This window comes from Lentzea xinjiangensis (genome assembly GCF_900110955.1).
In the GTDB taxonomy this organism is placed as follows: domain Bacteria; phylum Actinomycetota; class Actinomycetes; order Mycobacteriales; family Pseudonocardiaceae; genus Lentzea; species Lentzea xinjiangensis.
In genome coordinates this window covers 114487-138912 of the sequence record NZ_FOFR01000019.1, presented here as the reverse complement: position 1 = coordinate 138912, position 24426 = coordinate 114487, and the positions used below count along the sequence as shown (strand labels likewise).

The 24426-nt window shown below is 71.0% G+C and carries 21 protein-coding genes and 1 tRNA gene; 8 read left to right on the top strand and 14 right to left on the bottom strand.

Translation table 11 applies throughout. The annotated features are described in order from the left end of the window. Window positions 1–84: 84 nt before the first annotated feature. Both BMW88_RS31820 and BMW88_RS42365 read right to left on the bottom strand, forming a co-directional pair. The gene (locus tag BMW88_RS31820) at window positions 85–5550 is read right to left on the bottom strand and encodes an ATP-binding protein (protein ID WP_089958001.1); all 5466 of its coding nucleotides are present in this window, start codon (window positions 5548–5550) and stop codon (window positions 85–87) included. A 289-nt stretch (window positions 5551–5839) separates the two neighbouring features. Next, window positions 5840–5920, bottom strand: a tRNA-Tyr gene (locus BMW88_RS42365). A gap of 124 nt (window positions 5921–6044) precedes the next feature. On the opposite strand from BMW88_RS42365, the gene BMW88_RS31815 reads away from it, so the two are divergent. After that, window positions 6045–6473 (top strand): DUF4383 domain-containing protein, encoded by a 429-nt coding sequence (locus BMW88_RS31815; RefSeq protein WP_089957998.1) that lies wholly within the window; start codon window positions 6045–6047, stop codon window positions 6471–6473. On the opposite strand, the gene BMW88_RS31810 is transcribed toward BMW88_RS31815, so the two are convergent. The 5 genes from BMW88_RS31810 to lnt form a co-directional block, all read right to left on the bottom strand. Further along, entirely contained in the window at window positions 6466–6945 is a 480-nt protein-coding gene (locus BMW88_RS31810; protein WP_089957996.1) for a TspO/MBR family protein, read from the bottom strand. The two genes, BMW88_RS31815 and BMW88_RS31810, sit on opposite strands and share 8 nt — an antisense overlap. After that, window positions 6942–7238, bottom strand: a complete 297-nt coding sequence (locus BMW88_RS31805) for a hypothetical protein (RefSeq protein ID WP_089957994.1) — start codon at window positions 7236–7238, stop codon at window positions 6942–6944. Before BMW88_RS31805 ends, BMW88_RS31810 begins: the two co-directional genes overlap by 4 nt. A gap of 10 nt (window positions 7239–7248) precedes the next feature. Further along, complete coding sequence (locus tag BMW88_RS31800; RefSeq protein WP_218148275.1) at window positions 7249–8040, bottom strand: MerR family transcriptional regulator; 792 nt, start codon at window positions 8038–8040, stop codon at window positions 7249–7251. An 89-nt stretch (window positions 8041–8129) separates the two neighbouring features. Continuing rightward, entirely contained in the window at window positions 8130–8897 is a 768-nt protein-coding gene (locus BMW88_RS31795; protein WP_089957988.1) for a polyprenol monophosphomannose synthase, read from the bottom strand. After that, a complete protein-coding gene (lnt, locus tag BMW88_RS31790) occupies window positions 8881–10428 on the bottom strand; it encodes an apolipoprotein N-acyltransferase (RefSeq protein WP_089957985.1) in 1548 nt (515 codons plus the stop codon). Before lnt ends, BMW88_RS31795 begins: the two co-directional genes overlap by 17 nt. Before the next feature lie 306 nt (window positions 10429–10734). On the opposite strand from lnt, the gene BMW88_RS31785 reads away from it, so the two are divergent. Continuing rightward, window positions 10735–11340, top strand: coding sequence for a TetR/AcrR family transcriptional regulator (locus BMW88_RS31785; protein ID WP_089957982.1), 606 nt, complete (start codon window positions 10735–10737; stop codon window positions 11338–11340). Window positions 11341–11423: 83 nt separating this feature from the next. After that, window positions 11424–11618, top strand: a complete 195-nt coding sequence (locus BMW88_RS31780) for a PspC domain-containing protein (RefSeq protein ID WP_089957978.1) — start codon at window positions 11424–11426, stop codon at window positions 11616–11618. Here BMW88_RS31780 and BMW88_RS31775 read toward each other — a convergent pair. From BMW88_RS31775 to BMW88_RS31765, 3 genes are all read right to left on the bottom strand, one after another. Beyond that, complete coding sequence (locus BMW88_RS31775; protein ID WP_089957975.1) at window positions 11596–11763, bottom strand: DUF397 domain-containing protein; 168 nt, start codon at window positions 11761–11763, stop codon at window positions 11596–11598. The genes BMW88_RS31780 and BMW88_RS31775 overlap by 23 nt on opposite strands. A gap of 13 nt (window positions 11764–11776) precedes the next feature. Continuing rightward, window positions 11777–12595: a DUF5753 domain-containing protein gene (locus BMW88_RS31770; RefSeq protein ID WP_143116365.1), complete on the bottom strand. Its 819-nt coding sequence runs from the start codon at window positions 12593–12595 to the stop codon at window positions 11777–11779. A 92-nt stretch (window positions 12596–12687) separates the two neighbouring features. Beyond that, complete coding sequence (locus tag BMW88_RS31765) at window positions 12688–13467, bottom strand: bestrophin-like domain (RefSeq protein ID WP_177221515.1); 780 nt, start codon at window positions 13465–13467, stop codon at window positions 12688–12690. A gap of 261 nt (window positions 13468–13728) precedes the next feature. Here BMW88_RS31765 and BMW88_RS31760 point away from each other — a divergent pair, with 261 nt between their 5' ends. From BMW88_RS31760 to BMW88_RS31745, 4 genes are all read left to right on the top strand, one after another. Further along, window positions 13729–15804, top strand: coding sequence for a hypothetical protein (locus BMW88_RS31760; RefSeq protein WP_089957966.1), 2076 nt, complete (start codon window positions 13729–13731; stop codon window positions 15802–15804). Window positions 15805–15879: 75 nt separating this feature from the next. Further along, window positions 15880–16434 (top strand): EF-hand domain-containing protein, encoded by a 555-nt coding sequence (locus tag BMW88_RS31755; protein ID WP_089957963.1) that lies wholly within the window; start codon window positions 15880–15882, stop codon window positions 16432–16434. 1 nt (window position 16435) lies between these two features. Then, the gene (locus BMW88_RS31750; RefSeq protein ID WP_089957960.1) at window positions 16436–17182 is read left to right on the top strand and encodes a GNAT family N-acetyltransferase; all 747 of its coding nucleotides are present in this window, start codon (window positions 16436–16438) and stop codon (window positions 17180–17182) included. Window positions 17183–17205: 23 nt separating this feature from the next. Further along, a complete protein-coding gene (locus tag BMW88_RS31745; protein ID WP_089957957.1) occupies window positions 17206–19602 on the top strand; it encodes an ATP-binding cassette domain-containing protein in 2397 nt (798 codons plus the stop codon). Here the strand turns inward: BMW88_RS31745 and BMW88_RS31740 are convergent. The 3 genes from BMW88_RS31740 to BMW88_RS31730 all read right to left on the bottom strand — a co-directional run bounded on the left by BMW88_RS31740 (window position 19566) and on the right by BMW88_RS31730 (window position 22138). Next, window positions 19566–20174: a DUF1062 domain-containing protein gene (locus BMW88_RS31740; RefSeq protein ID WP_245778189.1), complete on the bottom strand. Its 609-nt coding sequence runs from the start codon at window positions 20172–20174 to the stop codon at window positions 19566–19568. The two genes, BMW88_RS31745 and BMW88_RS31740, sit on opposite strands and share 37 nt — an antisense overlap. Before the next feature lie 204 nt (window positions 20175–20378). Then, window positions 20379–21026 (bottom strand): response regulator, encoded by a 648-nt coding sequence (locus tag BMW88_RS31735; RefSeq protein ID WP_089957951.1) that lies wholly within the window; start codon window positions 21024–21026, stop codon window positions 20379–20381. Continuing rightward, complete coding sequence (locus tag BMW88_RS31730; RefSeq protein WP_218148274.1) at window positions 21023–22138, bottom strand: sensor histidine kinase; 1116 nt, start codon at window positions 22136–22138, stop codon at window positions 21023–21025. Before BMW88_RS31730 ends, BMW88_RS31735 begins: the two co-directional genes overlap by 4 nt. Before the next feature lie 147 nt (window positions 22139–22285). Between BMW88_RS31730 and BMW88_RS31725 the strand changes: the two genes are divergently transcribed. After that, window positions 22286–23233 carry a DUF418 domain-containing protein gene (locus tag BMW88_RS31725; protein WP_089957948.1) on the top strand — a complete coding sequence of 316 codons (948 nt, stop codon included), beginning with the start codon at window positions 22286–22288 and terminating at the stop codon, window positions 23231–23233. Window positions 23234–23248: 15 nt separating this feature from the next. Here BMW88_RS31725 and BMW88_RS31720 read toward each other — a convergent pair whose 3' ends face one another. Continuing rightward, window positions 23249–24424 carry a Glu/Leu/Phe/Val dehydrogenase dimerization domain-containing protein gene (locus tag BMW88_RS31720; RefSeq protein WP_089957945.1) on the bottom strand — a complete coding sequence of 392 codons (1176 nt, stop codon included), beginning with the start codon at window positions 24422–24424 and terminating at the stop codon, window positions 23249–23251. Window positions 24425–24426: the final 2 nt, after the last annotated feature.

Genomic DNA, 24426 nt, shown 5'->3' with positions numbered 1-24426 from the left:
CTCCTGCCCCTGTGGTGACCGTCCGCACACCGACGAAGAGGAGCCCGGCCACCGAGTGACCGGGCTCCTCCCCCGAGAACGGCCTTACCGGACCAGCCCGTCCTCGATCGCCTTGATGATCGCCGGCCGCAGCTCGGCGGGCGAGATGATCGCGTCCACCGACCCGACCTCCACGGCCCGCTGCACGCTGTGCACCCGGTCGAACTCCGCGGCCATCTCGTTCAGCTTCTCCGTCCGCACCGACTGCCGGGTGGCGGTCAGCTCGGCGGTGAGAGCGGCCCGCTCGGCTCCGGAGGCCTCGGCCACCGCGGACTCCAGCTTCTTCACCCGCGGGTCGTTGGCCGTGCGGCCGTCGACCTCCCTGGCGAACACCACGGCCGCGGCCGGCGCGCCGCCGATGACCGACGCGAACGAGCCCTCGACCGCCAGGACCTTCATGGACGGGTTCAGGGCCTTGGAGAAGACCACGAACGCGCCGCCGTGGTACCGCGAGATCACGGTGAACACGATCGGACCGCGGAAGTTGACGATCGCCCGGCCGATCTCCGCGCCGTACTCGAGCTGCAGCTCCCGCATGGACTCCGGCGAGCCGTCGAAGCCCGACAGGTTCGCGAGCACCACCAGGGGCCGGTTGCCCGAGGCCGCGTTGATCGCGCGGGCCGCCTTCTTCGACGACTTCGGGAACAACGTGCCCGCGGTGTAGGTGTCCGGGCCGTCGGTGGGCGGGAAGCCGGTGCGGGCGACGCCGCGGGACTCGATGCCCAGCAGCGTCACCGGGATGCCGCCCAGGTGCACGTCCTGGACGACCGCGGTGTCGGCGTCGGCCATGCCCGCCCAGCGTTCCAGCACGTCGTGGTCCTGGTCGGACAGGGCGCGCATGACCGTGCGGATGTCGAACGGCTTCTTGCGGTCGGGGTTCGCCTCGACCGAGAAGATCTCGCCGACCGTCGTGAACGGGCTGTCGCCGACCACGTGGGGGTACGAGGAGACGTCGCGGTCGGACGGGTCCGAGGTCGGCACCCGGCGCGGACCCGCCTCGCCCGGCGCGATGTAGCTGTGCTCGTAGTGCGCCAGCAGCACGTCGAACGCCGCACGCAGGTTCGGCGCCCAGTACTGCGCCTGGCCGTTCGGGCCCATGACGCGGTCGTAGCCGCCGATGCCGTAGTTGTCCTCGGCCGAGACGCCGCCGGAGAAGTCCAGCGCCTGCTTGCCGGTCAGCACCATCGCCGAGTCCGGGGTCATGACCAGGATGCCCTTGGTGTGCATGAGCATCGTGGCCTCGGCGTTCCAGTACGGCTGGGCGCCGACGTTGATGCCGTTGACCACCACGTTGATCTCGCCGCCGGCCTGGGTGAACTCGACGATCCGCTTCAGGGCGGCCGCGACCCAGTCCATGTTCTCGACGCCGGAGCTCATCGAGATCTTCGCGCCGGACGACAGCGAGAACCACTCCAGCGGAACGGAGAGCTCCGTCGCGAGGTCCAGGGCGTGGATGACCCGCGAGCACTCGGGCTCGGCCAGCGCGCCCAGCGACTTGGTCGGGTCGCCGAGCAGCACCACGCGCTTCATGCCCTCGGGGTACGCGGGCGTCGGCGTGGTGACCACACCGACGACGATGCCCGCCTTGTTGCCGCCGCGCGGGCGGTCCACCGGCACCAGCGCGCCGTCGACCAGGTCGTGCTCGACGAACGAGCCGCCGTCGCCGACGAGCATGTCGACCAGCTCGTACGGGTAGATCGTGCCGCGCGACTGGGCGCGCAGGACGTTCTGGCGGTAGTCGTCGAGCGGCTGGATCGGCTCGGCCGGCGGCTGCACGAACGAGAACCGCACGCCGGCGCCCGCGTCCTGCGCGATCCGCACACCGATGTCGGAGAGCTCGCCGGAGACGGGGTCCCTGCGGCGGGCCAGGAACAGGACCTCCTCGAGGTCCAGGCCCGTGGTCGTCGGCAGCACGCGCTGACCGATCGCGTCGAGGTCCTTCGAGGACAGGTCGGTGGGCGGCCACGCGTAGAGCACCACGCGGTTGGTCGCGAGCCGCGTGCGGCCACCGGCCTGCGCCCTGGCCCGCCGGATCCCGTCCAGGCAGGCGGCCAGGACGTCCTCGGCGGCGGGCAGCGCGACGATGCGGCCATCGTCGTCCCGCAACGGCGTCAGGTCGCGGACCTGGCCGAGCGCGACGAGGCGTTCGTCGGACTTGTTCGACTTGGCCACCGCGCGGAACAGGTAGACGTCCTCGTCCACGGACGGCAGCCGGGTGAGGTCGAACTCCCGCAGCCGCTCGAGCTGCATGCGTTCGGCGATGCGCGGGTGCAGCCCGCGCACCAGCCTCTCCTCCGCGAACCCGTTCGAGGACGGGCGGAACGTGAAGTGGTGGTGCATCGACTCGCCGCGACGGCCCGCCACCGTGGTGGTGATGCGGGTGATCGTCGGCGGGAGCTGGTGCGCCGCCAGCGCCGCGCCCAGGCCCGCGGCCATCTCGTCCTGGTCGGACGGGCCGTCGGCCCAGTGGACGTAGAGGTCCGCGACCACCGCGCTGCCCTCGCCGTGCTTGACGACGTCGCCGATGGCGTCGGGCAGCGCCGAGAACTCGACCGCGGTCGACACGAGCCGGGTCTGCTCCGGCTCGTTCTCCGCGAGGAAGAACGCCCCGCTCACGCGCGGGTTCGCCAGCGCCTTCTTGGTGTAGTAGCGGCGGGCCAGCACCTCGAGCAGCGGGGTGTTGTCCGCGCCGGGCTTGCCGATGCGCTGACCGAGCAGGCGCACCAGCGGCTCCGCGGACGCGACCATCGCCGCGATCCGCTCCTCGCGGTCGTGGGCCCGCGGCTCGGCGTCGAGGTGGATCAGGTGCTTGCGGACCTCGCTGTGCACGCGGGCGCGGTTGCGGCGCACCAGCGGCTGGGCGAACCACGTGAACACGACGCTGCGGGCGAGGTCGGCGACCGCCGGGTAGCGGACCTGCGTCGCGGCGATGATGTGCTCCAGCACGAGGCCGATCTGGACCCGCTCCGACTCGACCGGCGGCGCCTCCTGCACCCACTGGCGCAGCAGCGTCGTCGCGACGGCGGCGTCGAAGACACCGCGGCGCAGGGCCGCGAAGATGCGGAAGACGGCCTGCTCCAGCTCGGGCGTGCGGTCGAGCTCGGTGATGCCGTAGTGGCCGAAGACGTTGCGCAGGCGGGCCCGGAAGCCTTCCGGCAGCGCCGCGCGGTCCGCGTCGAGCGTCTTGAGGTAGGTGTGGAAGTGCTCGCGCGGGGAGTGGATGTGGTTCTCCGGCTTGGTCTCCTCGCCGGCGGGGCGGTTGCGGGAGAGGTCGCACAGGTCGGCGAAGATGCCGAGCAGCTCGGCCTCCCGCACCAGCGGCCGCTCCAGCAGGTCGTGCCGCGCCCCCATGTACTCCGTCAGCACCCGCTCGGTCTCCGCGGCGGTGGTGTCGAAGCCCAGCAGCAGGGCCCGCAGGTCGTCATGACCGCGAGCGACGAGCTCCTCCGGACGGACGTCCGTGCGCGGGGCGGGCAGCTCCAGCTCGACCGACGGCTCGGACTTCTGCTGCTCGGCGGCACCCGACGCGTCCTCGACCTCCTCCAGCTTGAGCAACGCGCCGCCGGCGGGCACCTGGGTGCCGACCCCGACGTTCAGCTCCTTGAGGCGAGCGCGGAACGGTGCGCGCAGCACCGTCTCCATCTTCATCGCCTCGAGCACCAGGACCGGGGCACCCGCCTCGACCTCGGCGCCGACCTCCAGCGGGGTCGCGACGACCAGCGCGGGCATCGGCGCGCGCAGGACACCGCCCTCGTCACGGGTGACGCGGTGGGTGACGCCGTCGACCTCGACCTGGTGGACGGGGCCGTGCGTGCCGGTGACGACGCGGAACCGCGTGCCGTTGACGGTGATCTGGCCGACGTGGTGGTCGAACCGCTCGACGTCGACGTCACCGGCCAGCAGGGTGTCCGAGTCCGCCGCCCCGACACCGACGCGGTACTTCGTGGCGCCGACGCGGGCGACGTGCACGACGTACGACTGACCGCGCAGCACGAACTCCAGCTTGCGCGCGCCCTCGTGGTTCGTGCGGGGCTGGCCGCCGCGAGCGGACGCGAGGAGCTGGGTGAGGTTGAGCTGCTCCTCGTCCTCGTACACCTCGATGCCGGCCGCGGCGAGCGCGATGGCGGAGTGGCGGTGCGAGACGAGGCCGCCCTCGGCGCGGACGCGGTCGATCCACGAGGTGTCGGCCGAGCCGTCGATCACGGCGGGCTCGGCGAGCAGGTCGAGCACGAAGCTCTTGTTGGTCGTGCCGCCCTCGATGATGACGGTCGTCTCGGCCATCGCGCGGCGCAGCTTGCCCAGCGCCTCGTCGCGGTCGCGCCCGTACGCGATGATCTTCGCGATCATCGAGTCGAAGTCGGCGGGGATCTGCGAGCCCTCGGCCACGCCGGTGTCGACGCGGATGCCGGGGCCCGCGGGCAGCTCCAGGCGAACGATCTTGCCCGGGCACGGCGCGAAGTCGCGGTCCGGGTCCTCGGCGTTCAGGCGGGCCTCGACGGCGTGGCCCTGCTCGACGGGCTTGGCGCCCTCCAGCCTGCCTCCTCCCGCCACGTGGAGCTGCGCCTTGACGAGGTCGAAGCCCGTGGTGATCTCGGTGATCGGGTGCTCGACCTGTAGGCGGGTGTTGACCTCGAGGAACGCGAAGAGCTTCTCGCCGGGGTGGTAGAGGAACTCGACGGTGCACGCGCCGCGGTAGCCCACGGCGTTCGCGAGCCGCTCGGCCGAGGCCTTCAGCTCGTCGACCTGGTGCTGCTCGAGCACGCACGAGGCCGACTCCTCGATGATCTTCTGGTTGCGCCGCTGCACCGAGCAGTCGCGGACGCCGAGCGCCCACGCCGTGCCCTGGCCGTCGGCGATGACCTGCACCTCGACGTGCCGGGCGCCGGTGACCAGGCGCTCCAGGAACATCACGCCGGAGCCGAACGCGCGCTCGGCCTCCATGCTGGTGCGGTCGAAGTTCTCCGCCATCTCCTCGGGAGACGTGATCTTCCGGATGCCGCGGCCACCACCACCGGCGGTCGCCTTGAGCATCAACGGGTAGGTGACCTCCTCGGCCACCTTGAGCGCGTGCTCCAGGTTCTCGACCGCGCCGCGGCTCCACGGCGCGACGGGAACGCCGACCTCCTCGGCGATCAGCTTCGAGCCGATCTTGTCACCGAGCTTGCGCATGGCCTCGGCCGACGGGCCGACGAAGGTGACGCCGACCTTCTCGCACAGCTCGGCGAACTCGGGGATCTCGGCGACGAAGCCCCAGCCGACCCATGCGGCATCGGCCTTCGTCTCGACGAGAGCGGTCTCCAGCACCCCGAGGTCGAGGTACGGACGATCAGCCGCCAGACCGAGGTTGTAGGCGAGGTCGGCTTCCCTCACGAAGGGCGCCGACTTGTCGACATCGGTGTACAGGGCAACGGTCTCGATCCGTTCCCCTGACTCGGCGGCGAGCTCACGGACGGCGTGGATCAGCCGCATTGCGGCTTCTCCGCGGTTGACGATCGCTACACGACTGAACAACGACTTGGCTCCTCGCGGACATAACGACCTCAGCGGCAGTCGCCGCCCAATCGATGTACACACTCTCGTCTACTAACCGGTAGGAAAACCGCTAGATCGAAGCGAGTTGAGCAGCGTGGTTTGTATGAAACCAACAAGCCACCAGGTCTTCGGCACAGCCTCGCTTGAGCCCGTGTCCGAACTCACGACCGGGGGTGCGGGCCCGCTCGACGGGGATTCGAGCCCGATGCGGGCCGAGGCCGTGACCGCCGGGACGTCGTCGCCGGGGTCGGAACCGCCGCGGCGGGAGTGGTGGAGGACGGAGTCGAACCGCCTTCGCGCGAGGCTCCCGTTTTACGGACGGGCGAGGCTCCACAGCCCCGTCTCCACCATGCCGCAGGTCAATTCGGAACCGCCTGACCTGCGCTGATGGCACTACCCTGACCGAAAGCGCGATGTTTTCCAACCGATTGAAAGCACACGTTCATCCCGTCCGCCGCCGGGTATCCGCCGGTATGCGACCAGTACAAAAAGCGGCGGCGGCGGTCGGGGCGGCGTTCTTGCTCGTCGGCGTGCTCGGATTCATCCCCGGCATCACCGCCCACTACGACGAGCTGAGCTTCGCCGGCCACTCCGGCGCCCTGCTCCTCGGCCTCTTCGCGGTCTCGGTCCTGCACAACCTCGTGCACCTGCTGTTCGGCGCGGCAGGCCTGCTCGCGGCCAGGTCGTCCCAGTTCGCCCGCGCGTACCTGGTGGTCGGCGGTGGCCTCTACGTGTTCCTGTGGGTCTACGGCTCGGCGATCGGCGAGCACACCAGCGCGAACTTCCTGCCCGTCAACACCGCCGACAACTGGCTGCACCTCGGCCTCGGCGCCGTGATGATCCTGCTCGGCGTCGCGACCACCGCGGTCGAGCGCTCGCGCAGCAAGTCTCCCGTCAATTGAGGACGGCGATCGAGATGTTGAGGGCGCCCGCGAAGCTCACCCAGGCCAAGTAGGGCGCCAGCAACACCGCGGCGGTCTTGCTGCGCCACGAGAAGACGACGATCAGCGTGACGACGGTCAGCCACAGCACGATGATCTCGGCGAACGCGGCCTCGTACCAGCCGAGCCCGAAGAACAACGGCGTCCACGCCGCGTTCAGCACGAGCTGCGCGCCGAACAGGGCCAGCTCGCCGCGCTGGGCGCCGTTGCGCCACGCGAGCCAGCCGGACAGCGCGATCAGCCCGTAGAGCGCGGTCCACACCGGGCCGAACAGCCAGGCGGGCGGTGCCCACCCCGGCCGCCGCAGCCCGAGGTACTCGTCGCCGGCGGACACCGAGAACAGCGATCCCACGAGGGCGGTCACGACGACGGCCGCGACGAACACCAGCAGCACCCGCAAGGGGTGGTCGCGGCTCAGGGACAACGTGCTCATGAAGGACTCCCCACCGGCAGAGCGCGGACTATGGCGAGCACCGTCGCACGGCTCGGCGCGGCTCGCTCGGTGGCGTCGAGCAGGGACAGCTCGTCGACGAGCACGGCCTCGCGGATCGCGGTGAGCCGGCCGGGCAGCTCGCGCGCGAGCTCCCCGACCAGCCGTCCCCGCAACGCCCGCCCGGCGAGGTCGTCCGACGGCAGCACCCGCCAGTGCGAGCGCAGGACCCGCTCGGCCACGTCCTCGCCACCCACCGCCCACAGGAGGCGGATCATGCGGTCGGCGAGGCCCATGCCGGTCAGTCTAGATTCGACTCAGAATCGTTTCAACAGCGGTCTCCAGCGTGTCCACCGCTCGGACGCCGCCCGGTAGTGGCACTTCCTGCCATCCCGGCCCCGCGACCAGCACGGGGACATCGGCGAGATCGGCGAGCGGCACCTGATCGGCGTACGTCCGGTCGTGCGCCCACACGAGCACCACCCGCGGCATCAGCAGCCGTACCGCGCTGACCAACGCGTCGGCGGGCACGCGGGCACCGAGGTTGCGCGCCACGCAGTCCTTCTCGGCCAGGGCCGCCGCGAGCACGTCCAACGGCAGGCTGTGCTGCTCGTCGGGTGCGCACGCGAGCAGCACCGCGGGCGTTCCGCCGGAGACCCCGGACGTGCGCATCGCATCGGCGATGCTGCCGCTCGCGACGTGCTCGACCTCGACACCCGCGGCCGTCGACGCGACCCGCTCACCCAGCTCGACCAGGAACGGCGCCAGCACCGCGTCCCAGGTGTGCACGACGCCGTGGCGGGCGATCAGGGCGGCCGCGACCCGGCGCATCCCGGCCGCGTCGAGCCGTTCGGCGGCGGCCACGAAGTCCAGGTCATCGCCTTCCGCGACCAGCGACGCGGCAGCCGAGGCGGGGGCCACGCCCGCGCCGGTCAGCTCGACCATGCGCTTGAGCCGCGCGACGTCGTCCTCGTTGTAGCGGCGGTGCTTGCCCTCGTGCCGCGTGCTGGGACCGAGGCCGTAACGGCGGTCCCACGTGCGCAGGGTCGTGGGGGCGATGCCGAGCATCCCCGCGACCGCTCCCGCGCTCCACTCCACCACTCACCTCCGCCGCGTCGATTTTGAATCGTAATAGGCGAACGCCGGAACGGCCCAGCACGGGCCGTTCCGGCGTTGTGGCGCGCTCGCTACCTCTTCTTGCCGGTGACCAGCTCCTTGAGCTGCGTGCCACGCCGGCGCAGGCCCCACTTCGTCACGCGGATCAGCGCCTCGCGGACGATGTTGCCGCTCATCTTCGACTCGCCGAACTCGCGCTCCTGGAACGTGATCGGCACTTCGCGCACCCGGAAGCCGAGCTCGATCGTGCGCCAGAGCAGGTCGATCTGGAAGCAGTACCCGGCCGACGCGACGGAGGCCAGGTTCAGCTTGCGCAGGGTGTCCGCGCGGAACGCCCGGTAGCCGCCCGTCATGTCGCGGACGTTCGCGCCCAGCGCGAGCCGCGAGTACAGCGAGCCGCCCAGCGACAGCAGCTTGCGCTGCGTCGGCCAGTTGACGACCTCGCCGCCGGGCACCCAGCGCGACCCCAGCACCAGGTCGGCCTGCGGCAGCGCGTCGAGCAGGCGGTGCAGCTGCTCCGGCGCGTGCGAGCCGTCCGCGTCCATCTCGCACACGACGCCGTACTCGCGCTCCAGCGCCCACTGGAACCCCGCGACGTACGCGGCGCCCAGCCCGGCCTTCTCGGTGCGGTGCAGCACGTGGACGCGGTCGTCCGCGGCCGCCATCTCGTCGGCGAGCTGCCCGGTGCCATCGGGGCTGCCGTCGTCGACCACCAGCACGTGCACGTCGGGCAGTGCCGTGTGCAGCCTCTTGACGATCTTTCCGATGTTGTCCCGCTCGTTGTAGGTCGGGATCACCACCAGCACCTGCCCGAGTTCCTGGTCAGGCTGCTGCGCCATTCGAGTCCTTCCGTCGTCGGGTGAAGCCCAGCACCAACGCCACTAGGCCCGCAGCGGTCAGCACCCACTCGGGCCAGGCTCCTAGCCAAGTCGCCAGCGTAGTCTGTGACCGCAACGGCAGTGTCGCGACCAGGGCACCCGGCTCGAAGAGACCGGTCCTGCGTGTGACGGAACCGTCAGGTTCGACGATCGCGCTGACCCCCGAGGTGGCCGCGACGACGACGGCCCGCCCGTGCTCCACCGCGCGCACGCGGGACATGGAAAGCTGCTGGTAGGTCATCTCCGTGTACCCGAACGTCGCGTTGTTCGTCGGGATCGCGATGATCGTCGCACCGGCCGTCACCGTGTCGCGGACCACTGAGTCGAACGCCACTTCGTAACACGTGTCAATCGCCACCTTCGCGGGTCCCATGACGAAACCGCCGGGGTCCGTGCCGGGCTGGAACACCCCCGCCCGGTCCACGTCGGAGGTGAACAGCCGGAAGAACGACCGCATCGGCATCGTCTCGCCGAACGGCTGCAGCTTGCGCTTGGTGTAGGTGTCCGTCGGCCCCTTGCCCGGCTCCCACAGCACCACCGTGTTGCGCGGCAGGTTGTCGCCGCGGTCGACCACGACGGCACCCACCGCGATCGGCGCCTTGATCGCGGCCGCGGCCGCGTCGATCACCGCGGCGGCGTCGGCGTTGCGGAACGGGTCGATGTCGGAGGAGTTCTCCGGCCAGATCACGATGTCGGGCTGCTGCTCCCGGCCCGCGGCGACGTCCGCGGCGAGCTCCACGGTCCTGCGGGCGTGGTTGTCGAGCACGGCCCGCCGCTGGGCGTTGAAGTCGAGCCCGGCGCGCGGCACGTTGCCCTGGATCGCGGCGACGGTGACGGTCCCGGCGGACGCGTCCACGCCCACCGGCACGACCAGCCCGGCCGCCAGCGGCACGACGACCAGCGGCAGACCCAGCTTCCAGTTCCTCAGCACCCAGAACAGCCCGAACCCGGTCAGCACCACCGCGAACGACACGAGCGGCGCCCCGCCAAGCGACGCGAGCGGCAGGTACCAGCCCTCCGGCTGGCCGAACGCGATCTTGCCCCAGGTGAACCCGCCGAACGGGAAGACCCCGCGCAGCGCCTCGTCCGCCACCCACAGCGCCGCCGCCCACAGCGGCCACCCCGGCACCCGCGACGCGAAGGCCATCGCGGCCGTGCCGACGGAGATCATCAGCGCGCACGCCAGCGCCAGCGGCAGCCACGCGATCAGCCCGACGAACTCCCCGGTCCAGCGCAGCAACGGCACCATGAACCCGAGACCGAACACCAGCCCGTACCCGAACCCGGCCCGCGCGCGCCGTCCGTGGATGACGTGCGCCAGCAGGGCGAACCCCAGCGGCGCGAGGAACCACAGCGGCCGCGGCGGGAAGCTCAGGTAGACCAGCGCGCCGCCGGCGACGGCCACGGCCGCGCGCACCAGCACCGGGCGGCTCACCCGCCGCCTGCGAGCGGGCAGTTCCGGCGAATCCGGCGCGATGGGGGGTGCGGCCACCCGAGCAGCCTACGAGCCCCCGCGGCACCTCCGGCGCACCGGCCCGCGCCGATCTTGTGCCGGGCGGCGGCGCACACTGCGCCGAATGCCGCACCCGACGATGCGCGCCGCATTTCGTCACGTTTCGACAGGATGTCGATTTCGACAGGATTTCCGATTCGACACTCACCGAACTGGGTGAACCGGACCAGGCCAGAGGCGTCCCAACCGGTTACCGACCGCCACCAATCGAGACGGAAATTGACCGACTATCGCAAGGTGGGTCGCCCGTTTCGGTATGGTTCGGCATAAATCAGGAGGTGACGGATGCCCCGTCCAAGCGTGGAAGCCGAACGCAAGGCGCAGATCCTCGCGTCCACCTGCAAGGTGATCGCGGCCGAGGGCTTTCGCCACCTCCGCGTCTCGGACGTGGCCAAGGACGCCGGCGTCTCCGGCGGCACGGTCCACTACTACTTCGAGACCAAGCGCGAGCTGACCGACGCCGCGTTCGAGCACTGCTTCGAGCTCTCGGTCAGCCGCCGCCGCTGGATCCTCGAGTCCGACGAGCCTCCCCTGTCCCGCCTGCGCATGGTCGTCGAGTCGTACCTGCCGGAGGGCGCGGAGACCGTCGAGGCCTGGAAGGTCTGGGTGGAGCTGTGGGTCGAGGCCATCCGCAACCCGGAGCTGCAGGAGCTGAACGAGCGCTTCTACGGCGAATGGCGCGACATCGTGGCGAGCATCTTCCGCGACGGCCAGGAGTCCGGTGACATCCACCCGTCCGGCGACCCGGTCGAGCTGGCGAACATGATGATCAGCATGCTCGACGGCCTGGCCCTGCAGGTGCTGGCCGGCTCGCGGGCCATGACGGTGGACACCATGCGCACCACCTGCCTGCGGTTCGTCGACCAGCTCTCCACCGCGAGCGTCGGCTAGGGGTTCTGTGCGGTAGCTCATCCGGGTCAAACCAGGGTTGGTCCCGGATGCAACACACGGCCCTCAGGGCGCATTGTGGGTGTATGACCACGACAGTTGCTTTGAGCAGGCCCAGGACCAACCGGATGATCGCGGGTGTCTGCGCGGGGCTCGCCCAGCGCTGGGGATGGAAGCCGAGCACCGTCCGGCTTCTCTTCCTGCTGTCCTGCCTTCTGCCGGGACCGCAGTTCGTCGTCTACCTCGTGCTCTGGGTGATCATGCCCGACCGCGGTTTCTGACCGACCGCAGGAACGCCGTCCACGCTGCCGGGCTGACCGGCACGTGGGCGGCGGGCGCCTTCGAGTCCCGGATGCCGATGCGGTGGCCGACCTCGACGCAGTCGGAATCAGTCGCGCTGTAGCTGCTCTTGTGCCACTCCGCCATTCGAGGCCCCTCCTCAGGACACGATCCTGGTGATCAACTCCCTCGATTCTTCCCTACCGAGCGCGAGCCGGTCCATCACCTTCAGCGCCTCCTGGTAGATGGCGATGGACGCCTTGTCGTCGAGGAACAGGGCCGAGTTCAGACTGCCCTGGTAGACGACGGGCTCCCACTTCTCGAACTTCAACAAGGTGAAGTCACCGGTCAGCGCCCGCCCGGCGGGCAGGACCCGCAGGCTGATGTACGGCCGCACCGACATCCGCAGAAGTTCGTGAAGCTGCTCGGCCAGCACGTCGGCACCCCCGACCGGTGAGTACAGGACCGGCTCGTAGAGGTAGAACACGAACTTCCTGTGCCCGGCCACGATCGTTCGCCGCTCCATCCGCGCCGCGATCCAGCTCGGGGCGTCCTCCGGCTTGACGAAGGGCGAATCTTCGACGAGGGCGCGCGTGTACGGTTCGACCTGCAGCAGACCCGGCAGGTACAGCGAACTCCAATGCACGATCTCTTTGGAGATCCGCTCGTGCTGGATCAGTGTTCGGACATGCGGCGGCAGGGCCGATTCGTACAGCTGGAGCCAGCCCTTCTCCCGCGACTCCAGGAAGAGCCCCTTCAGGTACTGGAACTCGTCCGGCCTGGCGCCGCACAACCCCAGCAAGAAGGAGAACTCCTCCAAGGACGTTCCGCCCTTGCCGTTGACGAGGTCCGAGACCTTCGCGTGTTCCCAGCCGAGTCTGCGTGCCGGCTCGGCCTCCTTCAGACCGGTCCGGGCGATCGTCGCCCGCAGGCTGGCGCCGAACTCGCGTCCCAGCACAGTGGACACTCTTTTTGGCATGCCGGGGAAACTAGCGCCGCACCTCCCACCGCCTCCAACTCCGCGGCGCCGAAATGACCGGAAAGTAGCAGGCGTGGAAGCCTTCTACGACTTCACCGGGTCTCCTCGGCGGGTATTCCCGCCAACTCCTCCGTGAGGCTCGTGAACGCGTCGGGCTCGACCCGCAACATCCCGTCGAACGGCTGCGTCGCCCCGGCACACAGCACGCACACAAGTGCCAGCAGTGCGGCGGTGATGCAGATCTGCACGATGTGCCGCTTACGGGCCGTGAACCCGATCAACAGCGGGAACAAGACCATTCCCACGGCGCCGCCGATGGTGCCGATCAACATCAGCTTGCCGGTCTCGTCCAGTCCGCCGGCCGAGTCGAGCCGGTCCCGCCGCAGGTCGGTGATCTCGCGCAACCGCTCCAACGAGCGTTCGCGCGCGGTCTTCACCTCGTCCGGGGTCGACGGCAGGCCCAGCACCTCGGCGTGCAGCGAGTTCAACGCCTCCGTCGTGCGCTCGTCCGACTCCCCCGCCTGCAGCCGCGGCCACTCCTGGTCCGCGACGAGCTTCGGGTACTCCTTGAGCAGGCCGCGGATCTGGTCGCGCTGTGGTTGCGGCATCACCGACGTCTGCCAGTAGGCGTCCGCGACGGCGGCGGCCTCGCGGGAGGCGTTGTCCGCCGCGGCGCCGTTCTCCTCCCAGACGATCACCACGTAGAACGCCAGCGCGACGATGAACAGGCCGCTGATCACCGCGCCGAGGAACCCGCGGGAGTCGGCGTCCCGGTCGTCGGCCTGCTCGTGGTCGCGTGCGCGTCCGAACAGGACACAGGCGACGGCGGTCAGGGCCACCGACGCGAGAACGATGACCAACACGTTCCACATGACCTCCATCTCCCCACAGCGGCCACCGTTTCTCCACCAACACCACGCTTCCCGGCGGTCTCACCCGCCCATCGAGAGCAATCGGTGTCCGCTGAGCCGCACGGAAAGTCCATTTCGGACCCAGCGATGACAGCCTTCGACACGAACGGGAGAACCGCACCCCCGCGGCCTTGCACGGAGGGTGAGGGCGCGGGGTTCCACCTGCGGTGACAACCACCACCAGGCATGCCAACCTGGGCCGACTCGACTCGGAGGCGTGGCATGCGTGGACCGACCCTCATCGCCGTCGTGCTGCTGCTCGCGCTGTTCACCCCGGGCCCGCCGGTCGCGGCGGCCGAGGTGTGGCACACGCAGTTCGACGAGGCGGTGTACGGGGACGTCGCGGTCGTCGGCAACTCCGTCCTGACCTGCCCGACGGCCGAGCAGGCCGGGCCGCACCCCAAGTACCCGCCGCAGTCCTGTGTGGACGCGATGCACCGCAAGGGCCGTGGGCCCGCGGCGCGCAACAACGTCCACCGCATGTCGTGGACCGACGTCGACGCCGACCCGGCGACGTTCAACTCCTCCAGCGCCCGGGTCGGCATCCCGGCCGGGGCCACCGTCGCCTACGCCAAGCTGGGCTGGGCGGGCAGCGCGACCTGCGACGACGCCACCGCTGCCCCCGGTAGGCCGCAGGACCCGGTCACCTTCAACGGCACCCGCGTCGCCCCCGGCCGCTTCGCCGTCGACGACCCTGGCGGCCTCTCGTCCACCGACAACGCCTTCTACAGCGCGGAAGCCGACGTCACGCACCTCCTCACGACCCCGGACGTCACCGTCGGCAACGTCTGGGCGCCCCAGGGGTTCGACTGCTTCGGCGGCTGGTCGCTGACCGTCGTGTGGAAGTTCGCGAACGCCACCCCGGCGGCACCCGCCAAGCGGCACGTCGCGGTGCACGGCGGCCACGTCCGCCTCCCCACGAAGCGGCCGGCCGTGACCACGCCGATCGCGCCCACGCACCCCGCGGGCGGACCGGTCAAGCTCAGCGTCACCGCGTACGAGGGCGACTGGGCGACCGAGGGCGACCAGCTGCTGGTCAACGGCACGTCCGTCGCGGGCGGCAACGCCTTCGTCTCGTCCGCGCAAGGATCCCCGCTCCCGAACAACATGAGCGTCGACGCGCGCACCCTCACCCTCGCCGAGGGCGTCCTCCAACCCGGTACGAAGAGCGCGGAACTGCAGTTCAGGAGGGACGACGACGCGTTCGTGGTGCAGAGCGTCGCCTGGTCGTTCCCGCTGCCCGAGCTCACGCTGGCCGTCGAGCCGGAGGCACCGGCGGCGCACCCCGGGGACAGCGTCCAGCAGACCGCGACCGTCACCAACGCCGGTGCCGCGCCGGCCGCCGACGTGTCGGTGTGCGGTCAGAGCATCGGCACGATCGCGCCGCACGCGAAAGCGAGCCGCACGTGCACGTCGACGGCCGCCGCCGACGACTACCCGGCCACCGCCACGGCGACCGGCACCAGTCTCGCGGGCGACCCGCTCACCGCGGGCAGGACCACCACCGTCGACGTGCTGCACCCGGCTCTCCACGCGGCCACCGCGGCGGAACCGGTGACCGCGCTGCCGGGGCAGACCGTGAAGTTCACGACGACCGTCACGAACACCGGTGACACCTCGCTGCACGACCTCAGCGCCCGCGCGGCCGGCGGATGCGCCCCGATGCAGGGCCGGCTCGACCCCGGCGCGGCCGCCACCGTGGACTGCACGGCGCCGGCGGGCGACGAGAGCGGCGCGCTGACCGCGACCGTCACGGCCGCCGACCGGATCGGCGGCAGGGTCGAGGCGAGCGCCTCGCTGCGGGTCGTGGTCGTCTACCCGCGGCTGACCATCACCGCCGTCTGGTCGAAGGACACCGCGGCGGACGGCGAGCTGGTCACCGTCACGATCACGGTCGGCAACCCGTCGGACCACGAGATCAGGGACGTGCGGGTCGGCGGCGAGCCCGCCGCGTGCCGCCGGACGTTCCCCCTCCTGCGGCCGCGCGAGCGCATCACCTACACGTGCCAGGTCACGGCACCGGTGAACTCCCGGCTGACGGTGTCCGGCGCGGGCGCCGGGCAGGCGATCAGCGAGAGCGCCGTCGTGCGGATCGCGTCGGTGACAGCACCACCGCCCCCGCGGCAGCCCTCACCGCCGCCCCCGCCGGTGCCGGCGCCCGCCGAGCCGGCTCCTCCGCACCCGGTCGCCCACTCCCAGCAGCTCTCGAAACCGGCGGTCGGCGGTGTGGCGGCGGTGATCAGCCTGGTCGGGATGGCGGTCGTGGCCAGCGCGCTGTCCGGCATGGGCAGGCGGTGACGCCTGCGAGAGCCCGCTTTCACGCTGTGAAAACGGGCGTGTCGCTCCAGTGCCGAATGCGGTAAAAGGAAGCACATGGAGATCACCGCCTTCCTGGACCGCAAGCTGGCTCGCCGGTTTCGCACCTACGACGTCGACGGCGACGGGTTCATCGAGCGCGAGGACTTCACACAGGCGGGGACCCGCACGACGAAGGCGTTCGGCCTGGCCGCGGACGACCCGAAAGCCGTCCGCTTCCACGACATGCTGATCGGGCTGTGGGACCAGCTCTCGTCGGTCACGAACCGGGAACCAGGCGGACGGATCAGCCTGGACGAGTACAAGAAGGCGTTCGCGGACGGGCTGCTGGAGACGCCGGAGTCGTTCGACGCGGGGTACGTGCCGTTCCTGGACGCGGTGATGGCGATCGCCGACGAGGACGGCGACGGCAAGCTCACCTGCGAAGAGCACGTGAGGTGGACCGGTGCGCTGATGAACCTCTCGGAGGCCGACGCGCGCGGGATCCACGACCTGCTGTCCGACGAGGACGGGCTGCTGTCCACCCACGCCCTGCTGGAGGCGATCCGGGAGTTCTACTTCTCCGAGGACCCCGCGAAGGCGGGCAACTGGCTGCTGGGGTCGTTGGACTGACGTGCTGCTGAAGACGCTGCAGGAGTACGCGGCGCGCGCCCAGCCCGCAGCCCACGTCGAGGAGGCCGGTGGCTGGTGGCTGCGCCACTCCCCCGGTGACGCCTGGTGGGTGGGCTCGGTGCTCCCGCACGACCGCGAGGACCGGGTGGACCTCGCCGAGGAGTTCTGCGCCGAACGCGGGTCCGCGGCGCGGTTCCAGATCACGCCCGGCGTGTGCGCCGACGGGCTCGACGCCCAGCTCGACGGCCGGGGCTACGAGCGCAGCCGCGCCATGTCGTTGCAGATCGCCTCGACCGCGGAGGTTCTGCGCCAGGCCGACGCCGACGCCGGTGAGGTGACCAGGCGGGCGAGCGACGAGTGGCTGGCGGCCTGGCAGGTGGTGACCACACGGGACGTGAGCGCCGAACGCGACCTGCTCAGCCGGGTCGAGCACCCGAGCGCGTACGCGTGCGCCAGGGTGGACGGTCAGGTCGTGGCCGTCGGGCGGGCCGTGGCCGAGCAGGGCTGGGCGGGCGTGTTCGGAATGACAACGTTGCCATCGGCACGGAGTCAGGGCGCCGCACGGTCCGTTCTCGCGGCATTGGCCTCGTGGGCCGCCACGCGGGAGGCGAACCACATGTACTTGCAGATGGACAAGGCGAACTCCACGGCGTTCCGGTTGTACGAGCGGACGGGGTTCCGGGAGGTGTGCACCTACCACTACCGGCTCCGCGGGCAATCAATCCGGAATCGAGAAGGCACGGCGTAGGCGCCCGGACTAGGTTCTGCGCCATGACCAGGACAGCACCGACGGCGCACGAGGCCGACACCCACGACCTGATCCGCGTCCGGGGCGCGCGGGTGAACAACCTGCGCGACGTCGACGTGGAGATCCCCAAGCGCCGGTTGACGGTCTTCACCGGTGTCTCCGGGTCGGGCAAGAGCTCGCTGGTGTTCGGCACGATCGCCGCGGAGTCGCAGCGGCTGATCAACGAGACCTACTCGGCGTTCGTCCAGGGCTTCATGCCGGCGCTGCCGCGGCCCGAGGTGTACCTGCTGGAGGGCATCACCACGGCCATCCTGGTCGACCAGCAGCGGATGGGCGCCGACCCGCGTTCGACCGTCGGCACGGCGACCGACGTGCACGCGATGCTGCGGATCCTGTTCAGCCGCATCGGCACACCGCACGTCGGCGGCCCGCAGGCGTTCTCGTTCAACGTCGCCTCGATCTCCGGAGCGGGCGCCGTGACGATCGAGAAGGCCGGCCAGAAGGTCAAGGAACGCCGCGAGTTCTCGATCACCGGCGGCATGTGCCCGCGCTGCGAGGGCCGCGGCCAGGTCTCCGATATCGACCTGACCGAGGTCTACGACTCCGCGAAGTCGATCCTCGAGGGCGCGATCAAGGTGCCCGGCTACAACGTCGACAACCAGTGGACCGTGCAGACGTTCGCGCAGTCCGGGTTCATCGACCCGGCCAAGCCGATCCGCGAGTACAGCAAGAAGGAGCTGCACGACTTCCTTTACCGGGATCCGGTCAAGATCAAGGTCAACGGCATCAACCTCACCTACGAGGGCCTGATCCCGAAGTTGCAGAAGTCCGTGCTGTCGAAGGACCGCGAGGCGCTGCAGCCGCACATCCGGGCCTTCGTGGACCGGGCTGCGACGTTCGGGACGTGCCCGGACTGCGCCGGCACCCGCCTGACCGAGGCGGCGCGGTCGTCGAAGATCAAGGGCGTCTCGATCGCGGACCTGTGCGACATGCAGATCACCGACCTGGCGGAGTGGATCCGCGGGCTGCGGGACAGGTCGGTGGCGCCGCTGGTGGACAAGCTCGCGCACACGTTGGACTCGTTCGTCGAGATCGGCCTCGGGTACCTGTCGCTGAACCGGCCCGCGGGCACGCTGTCCGGCGGTGAGGCGCAGCGCGTCAAGATGATCCGGCACCTCGGATCGGCGCTCACCGACGTCACGTACGTCTTCGACGAGCCGACGACCGGTCTGCACCCGCACGACATCCAGCGGATGAACACCCTGCTGCTGCGCCTGCGGGACAAGGGGAACACCGTCCTCGTCGTCGAGCACAAGCCGGAGACGATCGCGATCGCGGACCACGTCGTCGACCTCGGTCCCGGCGCCGGCCGCGGCGGCGGCACGATCTGCTTCGAGGGCTCGGTCGAGGGCCTGCGCGAGTCCGGCACCGTCACCGGCCGCCACCTCGACGACCGGGCGGAGCTGAAGCCGTCCGTGCGCGAGGCCACCGGTGTCCTGGAGATCCGCGGGGCGTCGGCGAACAACCTGCGCGACGTGGACGTCGACATCCCGTTGGGCGTGCTGACCGTCGTCACCGGGGTGGCCGGGTCGGGCAAGTCCTCGCTGATCCACCGGTCGATGCCGCGCGACGCCGGCGCGATCGTCGTCGACCAGGCACCGATCAAGGGCTCGCGCCGGTCCAACCCCGCGACCTACACCGGCTTGCTGGAACCCATCCGCAAGGCGTTCGCCAAGGCCAACGGCGTGAAGCCGGCCCTGTTCAGCGCGAACTCCGAGGGGGCGTGCCCGAACTGCAACGGCGCCGGGGTGGTGTTCACCGACCTCGGCATCATGGCCACCATCGAGTCGCCCTGCGACGTGTGCGAGGGCAAGCGGTTCGACCAGGCCGTGCTGGAGTTCGAGTTCGGCGGCAAGGACATCTCCGAGGTCCTCGCGATGCCCGTCTCCGAGGCCGTCGAGTTCTTCGGCTCCGGTGAGGCGCGCACGCCCGCCGCCCACGCGATCCTGCGCCGCCTCGACGACGTCGGCCTCGGCTACGTGTCGCTGGGGCAGCCGCTGACGACGCTGTCCGGCGGCGAGCGGCAGCGGTTGAAGCTCGCCACGCACATGGCCGACAAGGGCGGCATCTACGTCCTCGACGAGCCCACCACGGGTCTGCACCTGGCCGACGTCCAGCAGCTGCTCGGCCTGCTGGACCGGCTCGTCGACGCGGGCAAGTCGGTGATCGTGATCGAGCACCACCAGGCCGTCATGGCGCACGCCGACTGGATCATCGACCTCGGTCCCGGCGCCGGGCACGACGGCGGCAAGATCGTCTTCGAGGGCGCGCCCGCCGACCTGGTGGCCGGCCGGTCGACGCTGACCGGCGAGCACCTGGCCGACTACGTGGGCGCGCCCTCGCAGCGCCGGAAGCGCTGACGGCCGATCAGGAACACGAAGTCGGCGCGCACCCTGGCGCCGGCCGCCACCGGCAGCCGGATCCGGCCCGAGCCGACCGCGTCCGCCACCGCGGACCGGCTCAGGCCGAGCCCGGCCACGAGCAGCTTCTCGACCCGGATCGGCACGGGGAGCTCGAAGGTGACGACCACCTCCAGCGGCTCCGGGTCGTTCACGACGTCGTAGAACGGCATGCCGGTCTCCAGCTCCCACGTGCCGGTCCAGTCGAGACGGTGCCCGATCAGGCCGGAGTCCATCGCGAGCTGCCGCACGATCGCCGGGTCGTTGTCCTCGAACCTCACCAGCCGCTCGTGGTCGAGCGTCTGCACGTGAACGCGCTCGTGCACAGGGATCTTGGAGGTGCGGCCGCACCGCTCACAGCCGATGAGCAGCCAGACGTCGAGGATCTTGCCGTTCGCGTTCACCCGGATCTTGCCGGTCGGGTGGTGCCGCGCGGTCCGGCACGAGACGCAGGTCTTGACGATGGCCGGCAGTCCCAGTTCGCGGACCACCCACAGGGTTTTGCGGTCGGCGAAGTCAGCCCTCAGGTTCAACGAGTCCCCAGGAGTCAGTGGCGTACGGGAAAACCCGCACCGTCCGGACAGTGCGGGTGAGCTGCTGCGTACGTCACTGCTTCACGTGCGCCACGATGGCCAACCGGCCGTCCGGGGCGCAACGCATTTATCTCGCCGGCTTGGGTCTTCCGCGCGGGGGACGGTCTGGTCCGACAGCCGTGAACGGCCACCGCCGCAACGGGTTCACGACTGCGTCACGACCCGGTTCTCCCACGCCCACGCGGCGATCTGGACCCGGTTGCGCACGCCCAGCTTGGTCTGGATGCCGGACACGTGCCCCTTGACCGTGCTCAGCGAGATGAACAGCTCCGCGGCGATCTCGGCGTTGGTGCGGCCCTTCGCGACGGCGCGGACGACTTCCCACTCCCGTTCGGACAGTGGCCGCGCCGGCTGAGCGGCCGACGCCGGCGTGAGGTGGCGCAGCAACCGCATCGTGACCGATGGCGAGACGAGCGCGTCCCCGGCGCTCGCGGCGCGGACGGCCTCGGCGAGCAGCGCGGGTCCGGCGTCCTTGAGGAGAAACCCCACCGCGCCGCCGCGCAGCGCCCCGTACACGTACTCGTCCAGGTCGAAGGTGGTCACCACGACGACCCGCAGCGGGCGGGCGACCCCGGGGCCGGCGAGCGCGCGTGTCACCTCGATGCCGTCGAGACGAGGCATCCGGACGTCCACCAGGCACACGTCCGGCCGCAGCCGCCTGGCGAGCGCGACCGCCTCGACGCCGTCCACCGCCTCGGCGACCACCCGGATGTCCGGTTGGTCCTCGAGCAGGAGCCGCATGCCGCTGCGGACCATCGCCTGGTCGTCGGCGAGGAGAACGCTGATCGTCACCGGCGTTTCCCGTCCGGCAGCACCACTCTCACGGACCACCCCGCACCGTGCGGACCAGCGCGCAGCGTGCCGCCGAGCGCCTCGACGCGCTCCCGCATGCCGACCAGGCCGTACCCGCGGCGGTGGTGGTACCGGGTCGGCGCAGGCCCGTCGTCGGTGACCTCCACGGTGACCGCCTGCCCGTCGTCGGCGATGGTGACGGCGACCGAGCGGGCGCGGGGCGCGTGCCGGCCGACGTTGGTCAGCGCCTCCTGGACGACCCGGTACACCGTGCCGGTCACCTCCGGCGACCACGCCGGTTCGCCTGCGGGCAGCCGCAACCGCACCGGTGGCCCCGGGAAGCGGCCTACCAGCTCGCCCAGGGGTTCCGGTCCCGGCGCGGCGGACACCACGTCGCCGGTGTCCCGCAGCAAGCCGACGACCTGGCGCATCGCGGCCAGCGCCTCGGTGCCGGCGGCCTCGATGCCGGTGAGGGAGTCGTCGAGGCGTTCCGGGTGCTTGCGCTGAACAACCCGTGCGGCCTGTGCCTGGAGCACGACGCCGGTGACGTGGTGGGCGACGACGTCGTGCAGCTCGCGTGCCAGTTCCAGCCGTTCGTCACGCCGCACCCGCTCGGCGGCGGCTTGGCTGCGGAGGTCGAGCAACCGCAGGCACAAGCCCGTGACGAGCGCGGTGAGCCACCCGGCGAGGTTGAGCGCCACCGCGGGCGGCAAACCCGCGGCGTCCGGCCGCGCGGCCACCCAGCCGACGGCGACCACCACGGCGGCACCGGCGGCCACCGCGACCGCCGACCGGACGGGAAAGGTCCGCACCGCGGCACCGACCAGCACCGACAACCCCAGCGCCATCGCGACCCCCGGCTCACTGGGCAGATCCGCGACCCTGGCCACCACGGTGGTGATCGCCGCGACCACGATCGCCACGAGCACCGCCGGGCGCCATCGGCGTACGACCGCGAGCCCGCACACCAGCGCCGCGGCCGGGCCGCCGAACCACCAGTAGCCGACACCCCAGCTGTCCGCGAGCGCGAGCGCCTGCACGAGGACCGCCACCGAGAACACGACCCCGAGCCCTGCGTCCGCAGCGATCCCGGCCCGGTTTCGCTCATCCACGTCCGGCAGGCTACGGATGATCACGGGCGGCGTGGACTGGCCGAAAGTACCGATTCGACGGACTGGTCGCCCGAACCGGCCGGAAGAACCGCTCCAACCGCACCTTCGACCGGTGCCGGGTGACCGGCACGGCCAGACGATCAAGCCATGACACCGCTCAGGTCCATGTCCGACGCCTCTCCCGGTCAGCAGCGGATCGGTGCGCTGGACATCGTGCGGGGCTTCGCCCTCTGCGGGGTCCTCCTCGCCAACGTCCACCCGATCGCGCACGCCACCCTGGCCGCCACCACCGGCCCGCCCGGCGCGGAGTACCAGTGGCTCGGGCACGTCTACAGCCGGTTCTTCCCGATCTTCTCGCTGTTGTTCGGCATCGGGTTCGCGCTGCTCCACCGGTCCGCGGCGACACGCGTCGACAGGCCCCGGCTGGTCCTGCTCCGCCGGCTGCTGGCGCTCGGGGTGGCCGGGGCGGCGCACCTGCTGCTCTGGTGGGGCGACATCCTGTCCACCTACGCGGTGGTCGGCCTCTTGGTGTTGCTGCCGTCGACGTGGTTGCCGCGCTGGGCCGTCGCCGGGCTCGGAGCGGCGTTCCTCGCCACGGCTCTCATCACCGGCGACAGCCGGTTCGTCGTGGTCTCCGGGCTCTTCCTCCTCGGTGCGGCCCTGGTCCGGTACGGGGTGGTCGACCGGGTGGAACAGTCCGTCCGGGTACCGGCCGTGCTGGGCGCAGCGTTCGCCGTGTCGCTGCCTTTCGCCGACCACCTGCCGCTGACAGCGGCCGGGTTGCTGGGCGCCGGGCTGTACGTGTGCGTCCTGCTGCTCCTGTGCCACACACCGCTCCGGCCCGTCCTGGACGCGGTGTTCGCACCGCTCGGGCGGATGGCGTTCACCAACTACCTGACCGCGACGGTCCTCGTGCTGGCGGCCGCCCGGCTGGTTGGCGGCGACGCGACGACGTGGCCCGTGACCGTGTTCCTGGCAGTCACTGGTTCGATCATCTCGCTGCAGTGGCTGTGGTCGGCCCTCTGGCTGCGCGCGCACCGCCACGGCCCGCTCGAGCACCTGTGGCGGTGGGCCACCTGGCTGCGCCGGCCGTGACCGGGGACGCGGGCGTCAGGACCGGCACCCGGTAGGCCGATCCCCTGTGAGAGCAGCGGGCTGGAACCGCTGCTCGATCTCCCGGACGGCCTCGGCGGCGATGCGTGCGGCGGCGGCGCGCGGTGACGGCTCGCCGATGATCTTCGCGACGAGCCGGCGCATGGTCGTGCCGATCTTGGCGAACGCGGCCTCCGCGGTGGGCTCGATGTCGCCGAACAGGGTCCACCACCACCAGGAGTTGGTGGCGGAGTTCGCGACGACGTCGGGGATGACCAGCGCGTCGATCAGCTCCTCCGCTTCGACGGTGATCGGCATGTTGGCGGCCTCGACGACGAGCCGCGCCCGGACGCGGTGCGCGTTGCCCACGTCGATCGCGTAGCTCGTGGCGGCCGGGACGAGCACGTCGGCCTCGATGTCGAGCCACTCGTCGCGGTCGAGCAGGAGGTCGGTTCTCCTGATCTTGGTGCGATCTACGCCACCATGCGGATCCCGGGAGAGCAAAAGGGTTTCCACATCGAGCCCATCAGGGTTTGCTATGGCACCGTGGACATCCGCGAGCCCGACGACCGCGACGCCGGCCCGGGCGAGGTAGCGGGCCGTCGCGCCGCCCATCGAGCCGAAGCCCTGGACCACCGCCGTCGGGCTGGTCAGGCCCAGGCGCTCGATGCCGGCGAGCGCGGCCTGCGCGACCCCGTAGCCGCCCACGAGCTCGTCGAGGCCCACACCGTCGACGACGACCCCGAACGCGTCGCTCAGGCGCCGGCGGGCCTCGTCCTCGTCGTCCAGCAGCGGGTACACGGCCTGGATCGACGACCGCAGACCGATCTTCGCGATCGCCCGGTCGATGGTGGACTGCCGCAGGCCCAGGTCCTCCCCCATCGTCCAGAACCGTTCGACGTAGGGCGACATGGCGAACAGGTACGCCGTGAGGACGTCCTCGGCCCGCGGGTCGCGGGGGTCGAAGTCGATGCCGCCCTTGGCGCCGCCGAGCGGCACGTACCGCGCCCCGGGGTCGTAGTTGAGCGCCTCCTTGGCGGTCATCCCCTCGGCGAGCCCGCGCACCTCGTCGAGCGTGCAGCCGGTGCGCATCCGCAGCCCACCGCTGCTCACCCCGCGCACCAGCCGGTCGATGACGAGGTAGCCGCGCGCGCCCGTGGCCGGGTCGGTCCAGGTGACCTGCAGAAAACTCATCG